Source organism: Actibacterium mucosum KCTC 23349 (genome assembly GCF_000647975.1).
GTDB lineage: Bacteria > Pseudomonadota > Alphaproteobacteria > Rhodobacterales > Rhodobacteraceae > Actibacterium > Actibacterium mucosum.
This window is the reverse complement of the sequence record NZ_JFKE01000010.1, coordinates 88,159-97,999: the sequence shown is the minus strand read 5'-3', so window position 1 is coordinate 97,999 and position 9,841 is coordinate 88,159. Positions and strand designations below refer to the sequence as shown.

At 59.6% G+C, this 9,841-nt stretch carries 9 protein-coding genes and 1 tRNA gene; 6 read left to right on the top strand and 4 right to left on the bottom strand.

Annotated elements, in window-relative coordinates; translation table 11 throughout:
• Window positions 1–100: 100 nt before the first annotated feature.
• Window positions 101–187: transfer RNA gene (locus ACMU_RS17535), tRNA-Leu, on the bottom strand.
• Window positions 188–364: 177 nt separating this feature from the next.
• Between ACMU_RS17535 and lipB the strand changes: the two genes are divergently transcribed.
• The gene (gene lipB, locus ACMU_RS17530; RefSeq protein WP_051588428.1) at window positions 365–1,042 is read left to right on the top strand and encodes a lipoyl(octanoyl) transferase LipB; all 678 of its coding nucleotides are present in this window, start codon (window positions 365–367) and stop codon (window positions 1,040–1,042) included.
• Here lipB and ACMU_RS17525 read toward each other — a convergent pair.
• On the bottom strand, window positions 1,024–2,100 hold the full coding sequence (locus ACMU_RS17525; protein WP_152544674.1) for a peptidoglycan-binding domain-containing protein: 1,077 nt from the start codon (window positions 2,098–2,100) through the stop codon (window positions 1,024–1,026). The two genes, lipB and ACMU_RS17525, sit on opposite strands and share 19 nt — an antisense overlap.
• Window positions 2,101–2,325: 225 nt before the next feature.
• On the opposite strand from ACMU_RS17525, the gene ctaD reads away from it, so the two are divergent.
• Complete coding sequence (gene ctaD, locus ACMU_RS17520) at window positions 2,326–3,978, top strand: cytochrome c oxidase subunit I (protein ID WP_035262300.1); 1,653 nt, start codon at window positions 2,326–2,328, stop codon at window positions 3,976–3,978.
• Between the two features lie 95 nt (window positions 3,979–4,073).
• Window positions 4,074–4,499 carry a DUF2244 domain-containing protein gene (locus ACMU_RS17515; protein ID WP_328286665.1) on the top strand — a complete coding sequence of 142 codons (426 nt, stop codon included), beginning with the start codon at window positions 4,074–4,076 and terminating at the stop codon, window positions 4,497–4,499.
• A 186-nt stretch (window positions 4,500–4,685) separates the two neighbouring features.
• Here the strand turns inward: ACMU_RS17515 and ACMU_RS17510 are convergent, their stop codons facing one another.
• Window positions 4,686–5,144 carry a GatB/YqeY domain-containing protein gene (locus ACMU_RS17510; protein WP_035262296.1) on the bottom strand — a complete coding sequence of 153 codons (459 nt, stop codon included), beginning with the start codon at window positions 5,142–5,144 and terminating at the stop codon, window positions 4,686–4,688.
• A 146-nt stretch (window positions 5,145–5,290) separates the two neighbouring features.
• Here ACMU_RS17510 and carA point away from each other — a divergent pair, with 146 nt between their 5' ends.
• On the top strand, window positions 5,291–6,454 hold the full coding sequence (carA, locus tag ACMU_RS17505; RefSeq protein ID WP_035262293.1) for a glutamine-hydrolyzing carbamoyl-phosphate synthase small subunit: 1,164 nt from the start codon (window positions 5,291–5,293) through the stop codon (window positions 6,452–6,454).
• Between the two features lie 155 nt (window positions 6,455–6,609).
• Window positions 6,610–8,421, top strand: coding sequence for a glycosyltransferase (locus ACMU_RS17500; protein ID WP_035262290.1), 1,812 nt, complete (start codon window positions 6,610–6,612; stop codon window positions 8,419–8,421).
• On the opposite strand, the gene ACMU_RS17495 is transcribed toward ACMU_RS17500, so the two are convergent.
• Window positions 8,418–9,065: a GntR family transcriptional regulator gene (locus ACMU_RS17495; RefSeq protein ID WP_035262287.1), complete on the bottom strand. Its 648-nt coding sequence runs from the start codon at window positions 9,063–9,065 to the stop codon at window positions 8,418–8,420. The genes ACMU_RS17500 and ACMU_RS17495 overlap by 4 nt on opposite strands.
• Before the next feature lie 95 nt (window positions 9,066–9,160).
• Between ACMU_RS17495 and ACMU_RS17490 the strand changes: the two genes are divergently transcribed.
• The gene (locus ACMU_RS17490; protein ID WP_035262286.1) at window positions 9,161–9,805 is read left to right on the top strand and encodes a pyrimidine 5'-nucleotidase; all 645 of its coding nucleotides are present in this window, start codon (window positions 9,161–9,163) and stop codon (window positions 9,803–9,805) included.
• Window positions 9,806–9,841 lie beyond the last annotated feature (36 nt).

Sequence of the window (9,841 nt, the reverse complement as noted above, 5' to 3'; positions counted from 1 at the left end):
CTTGATCGGTCGAGTAAACCGGGTTCACCGACGCGTAGGCCCGAATGGTTTCAAGGTGCGCGTCCGTTCGGTCCGGCAGCAATTGGATTACGGACGAAGTTGGTGCGGTCGAGAAGACTCGAACTTCCACGGGTGTTACCCCACAGCGACCTCAACGCTGCGCGTCTACCAATTCCGCCACGACCGCACGTCGTAAGGTAGGTGCGCGGGTTCTTACCCAGTTCTGCAGCCGATGTGAAGGGGGAAAGGGCAGCAAAAGCATCAGCACATCCTGAAACGCGGGCTCGCCTTGCATTCGTTTTGAAAATGACGATGTTCTGCATGCATTCCGGTGAAATCCGGATCAAGCGTAAGGGGGCTACAGATGGCCGAGATTGAGTGGAAGGTTTGGCCGGGGCTGACCGACTATGACGATTCCCTTGTCGCCATGGAAAACCGCGCAAGACAAATTGCCGAAGGATCCGCGGGCGAGGCCGTTTGGTTGCTGGAACACCCGCCTCTTTACACGGCCGGCACGTCTGCCAAACGCGAAGACCTTGTCGATCCCGATCGCTTTCCCGTCTATGACACCCGTCGCGGCGGCCAATACACCTATCACGGTCCGGGCCAACGCGTGGCTTACGCCATGCTGAATGTCGGGGAACGCGGGCGCGATGTCCGCAAATTCGTCGCGCAGATGGAAGAATGGGTGATTGCTACCTTGTCAGAGTTCAACATCCATGGCGAACGGCGCGACGGTCGTGTTGGGGTCTGGGTGCAGCGCAACGACAAACCCCTGACCGCCACCGGGCAGCCTCCCGAAGACAAGATCGCCGCAATTGGAATTCGCCTGCGCAAATGGGTCAGCTTTCACGGGCTTTCCATCAATGTGGAGCCGGATTTGAGCCATTTCGACGGCATCGTGCCATGCGGCATCACGGAACACGGCGTTACCAGCCTTGTTGACCTTGGGCTGCCGGTAACGATGGAAGACGTTGACGTTGCTCTGCGCCGGACATTCGACGACGTTTTCGAACAGCCAGATCAGAACGCCCGCGCGTAGGCCTTGTAAAACTGCCCTGTCGGTGTGCCGTAGGCTTTGGCGAACGCTTCCTCCCAGTCGACCCCTTGCCCCAGCATCTCGTAGAAACGTGTCAGGGATTTGGTGCCTGATCGGGACACCAGCCGCGACACGCCCAAAGCACCGCCATAGTACACATCCAAGGTAAAGTATTCGCGCGCGGTTGACTGTTCCAACAAGATCAATTCGGGCCGTTGTTTCAGTCGCGCCCGAAACCAAGACACCAAACTGCCCGCCGAACGCCCGGTCGTTACGTTAAGCGCAACAAACTCGGCGGATCCCTCAACCATCCATACAGGACCCTGCCAGTCGACGGCTGATTGAGACCGCTTGAGCTTTCGGGGTTCTCCGGACAATTGGGCCTGCGCTTCGTGGAAAACCTCGTGCACAACCACCTGCCGCACATAATTGCGCGCCAGACCTTTGCCCAGCGTCGCAGGCCCGTCGCGGCAAAGGGCGATCATCCCGCCATAAGAAACGCCGGTAAAGTTCGCCTTTGTGTCGCAGCGTTCGGTCCAGTATTTGACGATATCGCCCCGGTTGCGCTGATGGTGCTTGCGCGTCATTTCGGCCATCTCGCGCGGGGTTTGGCCGATCGAAATGTACACGGTATTGGCCAGCTCGATCCCGTACGTGCGGCGAAAAGCCGACAGCGACAGCGCCGTGGACTTGGTGACCTCGTCTTTCAGAGCTTTATCAATGCTGTCGCTGGCAATGATGACGTAAGGCCGCTTGGTGGAAGGCCAGAACTGACGCATCGACTTGTCGCGCAAACCGATGTGACGGCAAAAGACGATAGCCGAGTCCAGGTCAAAGGCCCGCGACGAGATTGCGCCTTTGGAGGTTTGGTAGGCCGCAACGGCAGACCGCACGGCAGAACTGGCGCGCCCGTCTGCCTTGCCGTTGTAAAGGCCCATCGTCGCCAGCTGATTCTGAACGCATGCAACCGCCTCGCTCCGGGAATCTGCCAGTGCCGGCGTGGCAATGACGCCAGCCATCGCGAAAACCGCCCCCAACGCCGCTCGTATAATCCTGCTCATCTCTCAATCCACTACCGAAACACGATAAACGTGAAATCAATGACACCAATTCACCTTGAGCGTCCACTAAAATCGCTTCGCGGGCCTTCCAAGCGCGACAAATAATCCCGCCCTGTGACCGTTAGCAGCATTGCCCCCGGCGCATCTGCACACTAAGAGGTGATCTGAAACGCGCGGCGGGCCAAGGTCTGACCGCAATCAACCTATTTGTACGGGAGGCACCGTATGGCAGACGCAGCCGTTCATAGCCACGAGGATCAGCGTGGGTTCTTTACCCGCTGGTTCATGTCCACCAACCACAAGGATATCGGCATCCTTTACCTGCTGACATCGGGGCTGGTTGGCTTCATCTCGGTTGCCTTTACCGTCTACATGCGGTTGGAACTGATGGATCCCGGCGTGCAATACATGTGCGCAGAGGGCTTTGCCGCCGAAGAATGCACCCCGAACGGCCACCTGTGGAACGTTCTGGTCACCGCGCACGGCATCCTGATGATGTTCTTCGTGGTTATTCCGGCACTGTTTGGCGGGTTCGGCAACTTCTTCATGCCGCTGCAGATCGGCGCGCCGGACATGGCGTTCCCGCGGCTGAACAACCTGTCTTACTGGCTCTATGTCACCGGTACCACGCTGGCCGTGTGTTCGGTTCTGGCACCGGGCGGTAATGGTCAGCTTGGCTCGGGCGTGGGCTGGGTGCTTTACCCGCCGCTTTCGACGAACGAGGGCGGCTATTCGATGGATCTGGCGATTTTCGCCGTGCACGTGTCGGGCGCCAGCTCGATCCTGGGGGCGATCAACATGATCACCACCTTCCTGAACATGCGCGCACCTGGCATGACGCTGCACAAGGTACCGCTGTTTTCCTGGTCGATCTTTGTCACCTCGTGGCTGATCCTGCTGTCGTTGCCGGTTCTGGCCGGCGCCATCACCATGCTGCTGACCGACCGGAACTTTGGCACAACCTTCTTTGATCCGGCCGGCGGCGGTGACCCGATCCTCTATCAGCACATCCTGTGGTTCTTCGGTCACCCCGAGGTGTACATCATCATCCTGCCCGGCTTTGGCATCATCAGCCACGTCATCGCCACCTTCGCGCGCAAGCCGGTCTTCGGCTACCTGCCGATGGTATACGCGATGGTTGCGATTGGTGTTCTGGGCTTCGTCGTATGGGCGCACCACATGTACACCGTTGGCATGTCGCTGACCCAGCAGAGCTATTTCATGCTGGCCACGATGGTGATCGCGGTGCCCACAGGCGTGAAGGTCTTCAGCTGGATCGCCACCATGTGGGGCGGATCGATCGAATTCAAAACCCCGATGCTGTGGGCCTTTGGCTTCCTGTTCCTGTTCACCGTCGGCGGCGTGACAGGCGTGGTGCTCAGCCAGGCGGGCATCGACCGCGCGATGCACGACACTTACTATGTTGTTGCGCATTTCCACTATGTGATGTCGCTGGGTGCGGTCTTCGCGATCTTCGCCGGGATCTACTACTACTTCGGCAAGATGACCGGACGCCAATACCCTGAATGGGCCGGCAAGCTGCATTTCTGGGCCATGTTCATCGGCGCGAACCTGACCTTCTTCCCTCAGCACTTCCTGGGTCAGCAGGGCATGCCGCGCCGCTATATCGACTACCCGGAGCAGTTCGCCTATTGGAACGAGGTCTCGTCCTATGGCGCGTTCCTGTCCTTTGCCTCGTTCCTGTTCTTCATCGGCGTGATCGTCTACTCGCTGGTGGCTGGCAAGAAAGAGACCCGCGACAACTACTGGAACGAATATGCCGATACGCTGGAATGGACCGTGTCCAGCCCGCCGCCCGAGCATACGTTCGAAATCCTGCCCAAGCAGGAAGAATGGGACAAGGGCCACGCCCACTGATGCCCTTCGAATGGGTCACAGACCACACAAAGGCCCCGGACAACTCCGGGGCCTTTTGTTTTGAGGCCGGCGACCCGCCACTGGCCGAACTGCACATGTGGCCCTACAGATCGCTGCCGCGTCGTGGTTTCGTACTGTTCATGGGGGCGACCTGCGCCATGCTCCTGCTGCCACTGTCGGCGGTGTTGGGCACGGCGATCCTGTGGGTGATGCTGCCTTTCATGGGCCTGACCATCTGGGGGCTTTGGGCATTGCTGGAGCATTCCTATCGCAGCGGCGAAATCCTTGAAGTGTTAAAGCTTTGGGAAGACCGTGTGGAACTGTCGCACCAGGCGGCACAAGGCACAAAAGCATGGGACGCGAACCCGTATTGGGTAAATGTCGTGAAGCAAGACAAAGGCCCGGTGGAGGATTACCTGACCCTGCGAGGCGGACCGCGGGACGTGGAAATTGGTGCGTTTCTCAGCGTCCCCGAAAGACAACAGCTTTTTACCGACCTCACGCGCCTCCTCTCAAATTGAGCCCTACAGGGCACAAGAAAGGTTCGCGTTCAGGCCACGCAGGCCTTCAAGGGGATACCCCTTGAAAAACCCATCCACGTACGGCGCGGCTGAACAAATCACGACAGGGCAACTTGCGCCCACCCGAGCATGGCGCCAATGGCGCCGGGCGAGATGAAACAACGCGCCGTAAGGCGCACAACTGGATTACCCCAGCTGGTCTTTGACCAATGGTCCTACGACACCAAAATCCATTTGGCCGGCGTATCTGGCTTTCAGCACGCCCATCACTTTACCCATATCGCGAATGGACGCGGCACCGGTTTCGGTGATCGCGGCAAGAACAGCTGCCTTGGCTTCGTCTTCGTCCAGTTGTTTCGGCAAAAATGCCTGGATCACCGCAATTTCAGCCCGCTCACGTTCTGCAAGGTCCAGACGCCCGCCTTCGTCATAGGCACGTGCGCTTTCATTGCGCTGTTTGACCATGCGGGTCAGAATAGACATGACATCTGCATCATTGACGCCGCCCTCATCCCCCTCGCCGCGTTTGGCTATGTCTTGATCCTTGATCGCGGCATTAATCAGGCGCAAGGTCGACAGCTTCTCTGCCTCCTTGTTTCTCATCGCTGATTTCAGCGCATCGGTGATCTGGTTACGAAGATCCATGGTGCTCCGTCATCCTATGTGGCGTCTGGGCTTGGAACCTAGAGAATGCGTTCTGTTGGCGCAACCATCTCTTGCCAACACTTGCCTCTTGCACCTTTTGGCCGCGCGCCTTAGTTTCCGCCCGATTTCACTCCAGGAGCCGCCCCATGCCCGCACATGCCCCTTCTGCGCATCCGACCGCCTGCCTGACCCTTGCCGACGGCACCGTGTTCTACGGTCACGGCTTTGGCGCTACGGGAGAAACGGTGGCCGAGCTTTGCTTCAACACCGCGATGACCGGGTATCAGGAGATCATGACCGATCCTTCCTATGCGGGCCAGATCATCACCTTCACGTTTCCGCATGTGGGCAATGTGGGCACAACCGAAGAAGACGACGAAGCCACCAATCCGGCAGCGGCCGGCATGATCGTCAAATGGGACCCGACCGAACCTTCGAACTGGCGCGCGTCATCTGACCTGCGCGAATGGTTGATGTCGCGTGGACGCATTGGCATTGGCGGTCTGGATACGCGGCGATTGACCCGCGCCATCCGACAGCAGGGCGCACCGCATGTGGCTTTGGCGCATAATCCCGAGGGTAACTTCGACATCGAGGCATTGGTGGCCAAGGCGCGTGCCTTTTCGGGCCTCGAAGGGCTGGATCTTGCCAAGGATGTGTCCTGCACGCAGTCCTATCAATGGGACGAGATGCGGTGGGCATGGCCGGATGGCTTTCCCAAGCGCACCACGCCCGGCCACAAGGTTGTGGCACTGGATTTCGGCGCGAAACGCAATATCCTGCGCTGCCTTGCTTCGGCAGGTTGCGATGTGACCGTTCTGCCCGCAAATGCAACCGCCGAAGAGGTTCTGGCACATGCCCCCGAGGGCGTGTTCCTGTCGAACGGCCCCGGCGATCCCGCCGCAACCGGCGAATATGCGGTGCCAATGATCCAAGAGGTTCTGGCCCGCAACATACCGGTCTTTGGCATCTGCCTTGGCCACCAGATGCTGGCACTGGCACTTGGTGCGCGGACGGTCAAGATGAACCACGGCCATCACGGCGCCAATCATCCGGTGAAGGATCTTGAGACCGGCAAGGTCGAAATCACATCGATGAATCACGGTTTTGCCGTCGACAGCCAAAGCCTGCCCGAGGGCGTGGTCGAAACGCATGTGTCGCTGTTTGATGGCTCGAACTGCGGCATTCGCATGGTAGACCGGCCGGTATTCTCGGTGCAGTACCACCCTGAGGCCAGCCCCGGCCCGCAAGACAGCTATTATCTGTTCGAGCGCTTCGTCGACGCCATGAACGCGCGTGTACCTGCGTAAGTTAAAGCTGTTAATCGCGAATTAACCAAAACTGCGCACGTTGTTCCCGACGGAAGGACGAGGGAACGGGTATGGCAGGTGGAACTGCCCTTAAATTGGTTAGTACGCGTGCGTCCCGGAACGTCGCCCCACAAGGCCGTGCAAAACGCCGCCCTTTGGGTGACATTCTGGTAGAAGCCGGCGAATTGGCACCCGAAGACCTTGTCACGGCCCTTGCCCTGCAGCAGCGGCAAGATTTGCGTTTGGGTGATATCCTTGTCGCGCACGGCATGACCCGACCCGGTGCCATTACCCAAGCCTTGGCGGAACAGTACAACGCGCTGCCCGCGGACCTGAAACAATTGCCTCCGGACCCACGTCTGATCGACGAGATGGGGGCCGAGGCCTGCCTTGCCCTGGCCGCCGTCCCCATCCGGAAACTGGGCGGTGCGACGATCGTTGCAACCGCGCGCCCCGACGAGTTTCGCAAGTTGCAGCTTGCCATGCCGCAGAAGTTTGGGACTGCTATCCTTGCCATCGCGGATGAAAAGAGCATTCACGCCGCGATTGTTGCCGCGCGCAATCGCAAAATGACACGCAAGGCAGAAACCCGCGTTGCCGAGTGTGACAGTTGTCGGTTCTGGTACGCCAAGGGGCCCCGTCGTCAGTTGTTTGCCTTCTTTGTTGCGGTGCTGACTGCCGTTGTGATGGCGCCGGTGACCATGATGTTTACCCTTCTGGCATGGGGCATGTTGACCCTGATCCTGTCTACAATGATCAAGGTCGCCGCCGCGATTGTGTCGTGGCGAGCCGCCGCAAACGAAACGCGGGCCGCAGAAGGGGCGACCAAGGCCCTACGATTGCCGGTTGTGTCGGTGATGGTCCCACTTTTCAGGGAAGAGGACATCGCCGCCCGCCTGATCAAGCGACTGGAACGGCTGGATTATCCAAAAGAGTTGCTGGACGTCTGCCTTGTTACCGAAGAAGACGACCTGCAGACCGCCGAAACCTTGGCTCGCACGGCTTTGCCCGGCTGGATGCGGGTGATCACCGTGCCGGTGGGCAGCTTGAAAACCAAACCCCGCGCGATGAATTTCGCCTTGAATTTCTGTCGTGGATCAATTGTCGGGATCTACGATGCCGAAGACGCGCCCGCACCCGACCAGATCCACCGCGTTGTACGCCGATTTCACGCATGTGGGCCAGACGTCGCTTGCCTGCAAGGCGCGCTGGATTTCTACAACACCGGCAAGAATTGGTTCTCGCGGTGTTTTACCATTGAATACGCCGCCTGGTTCCGGGTCATTCTGCCCGGCATTGCAAAGCTGGGCCTTGCTGTCCCGCTTGGCGGCACAACATTGTTCTTTCGCCGCCACGTTCTGGAAGAGGTCGGCGGATGGGACGCCCACAACGTGACCGAAGACGCCGATCTTGGTATTCGGCTTGCACGGCGCGGTTATCGGACCGAGGTGATCAGCACCGTCACCCAGGAAGAGGCCAATTGTCGTCTGTGGCCGTGGGTGAAACAACGCTCGCGCTGGCTGAAGGGCTATGCAATGACGTGGAGCACCCATATGCAAAACCCTGTTCAGCTGTATCGCGAACTGGGGGCACGCAAGTTCTGGGGATTTCAGGTGATGTTCCTTGGCACGTTGTCGCAATTCGTTCTGGTGCCGCTCTTATGGTCATGCTGGCTGCTGGCTTTTGGGTTGCCGCATCCCCTTGGCAGCTCAATGCCCGGCTGGATGTTCCCGGTGATCGGCGCCACATTCCTGGCCACGGAAGTTGTCACGATCCTGATTGGCATGATGGGCAGCACCCTTGCGGGCAAACGTCGCCTGCGTTGGTGGGTGCCGACCTTGCACTTCTATTACCCGCTGGCCGCCATTGCGACGTATAAGGCGCTGATCGAAATGGTGATCAAGCCCTTCTACTGGGACAAGACCCTTCATGGCGTGGCCGACGACGAGGAACCGGTTGAGGCTTAGCCGCCGAAATCCTGCGCATCCAAACGTAGGCGCGCCTCGAACGCAGCAGAGATGTGGGCGCGCAAACGGGTGCTGGCGGCATCACCATCACGCTCGGCGATTGCTTCGATAATGTTGGCATGCTCTTCCAACGCCTGCTCGCCACGCCCTTCCGCCGCCAGCGACGTGGTGCCCATAAGAGCCATCGAACGATGCACAAGATCCAGCTGCTGCACCAGATACCGGTTGTGCGAGGCCAGATGTACCTGCTTGTGGAACCGCCGGTTGGCACGCGCCATCGCTTGTGGGTCGCCCAGCAGGTCGTGATCCTCTTGGACCATGGCACGCAGCACGCGCACCTCTTCCTTGGTGGCGTGGCGGGCGGCAAGGCGCGCTGCCAGACCCTCCAGCTCGCCGCGAACGATGTACAGTTCGGCCAGTTGGTTGTGATCCAGCGAGGCCACGATCAGGCTGCGACCGTCCCGTTCCAGCAATGCCTGCGTTTCGAGCCGCTGCAAAGCCTCGCGGATAGGGGTTCGCGAAAACCCAAACCGCTCGGCCAGTTCGCTTTCAACCAGCCGGTCGCCCGGTTTATAGACCCCAACGTCGATCGCCTCCAGGATCATCGCGTAAGCGTCCTTGCCACCGGTTCTGTTTTCGCGCATGCCGCCCTCCGTTTCGCGTGGTTTACGCTAGGGTGCATGAGGCTTGCGCGCAAGGTGGCATTGATCCGGCGGCCAGGTCGGGCTAGGGCTTGGCCATGCCGCGCGAATTCTTCAGCCACGTCCGCACATGGGTCTTTGATCTGGACAACACGCTTTACCCGCCCCATGCACGCCTGTTCGATCAGATCGAGGTACGCATGACCCGTTACGTGATGGATCAACTGGGCGTGGAACAGGCCGAAGCCGACCGCCTGCGCAGCGACTATTGGGCCGAATACGGCACCACCTTGGCAGGTCTGATGGCCCGCCATGATGTCGACCCCGAGCCCTATCTGAACGAAGTCCATGATATTGACCTGACCCATCTGGAACACGCGCCCGATCTTGCCGGGCACATTGCGCGGCTTCCCGGCCGACGCATCGTTTATACCAACGGGTCCGAGCCATATGCGCGCCGCGTATTGGCCGCGCGCGGCCTGGACGGTGTATTTGACGCGGTCTATGGGATCGAACATGCGGATTATCACCCGAAACCTGACCCCAAAGCGTTCGAGACCGTTTTCGCCAAAGACGGCGTAGACCCCGCATCCGCCGCGATGTTCGAGGATGATCCCCGCAACCTTCGGGCACCCCACGCCATGGGAATGCGAACCGTGCATGTGGCGCCGGCCCCTGTGCCAGGCGATCACATCCACCATCACACCGATGACCTGACCGCATTCGTTGAACGCCTGACGTGACGGTTTGCCCGCTGGACCCTGCGCCTTACAGACCCT

What these genes read in the sequence shown, in the direction of transcription:
- lipB (WP_051588428.1), top strand. Translation starts at nt 365, where the DNA reads ATGGCCGAGATTGAGTGGAAGGTTTGGCCGGGGCTGACCGACTATGAC.
- ACMU_RS17525 (WP_152544674.1), bottom strand. Translation starts at nt 2,100, where the DNA reads ATGAGCAGGATTATACGAGCGGCGTTGGGGGCGGTTTTCGCGATGGCT.
- ctaD (WP_035262300.1), top strand. Translation starts at nt 2,326, where the DNA reads ATGGCAGACGCAGCCGTTCATAGCCACGAGGATCAGCGTGGGTTCTTT.
- ACMU_RS17515 (WP_328286665.1), top strand. Translation starts at nt 4,074, where the DNA reads ATGTGGCCCTACAGATCGCTGCCGCGTCGTGGTTTCGTACTGTTCATG.
- ACMU_RS17510 (WP_035262296.1), bottom strand. Translation starts at nt 5,144, where the DNA reads ATGGATCTTCGTAACCAGATCACCGATGCGCTGAAATCAGCGATGAGA.
- carA (WP_035262293.1), top strand. Translation starts at nt 5,291, where the DNA reads ATGCCCGCACATGCCCCTTCTGCGCATCCGACCGCCTGCCTGACCCTT.
- ACMU_RS17495 (WP_035262287.1), bottom strand. Translation starts at nt 9,065, where the DNA reads ATGCGCGAAAACAGAACCGGTGGCAAGGACGCTTACGCGATGATCCTG.
- ACMU_RS17490 (WP_035262286.1), top strand. Translation starts at nt 9,161, where the DNA reads ATGCCGCGCGAATTCTTCAGCCACGTCCGCACATGGGTCTTTGATCTG.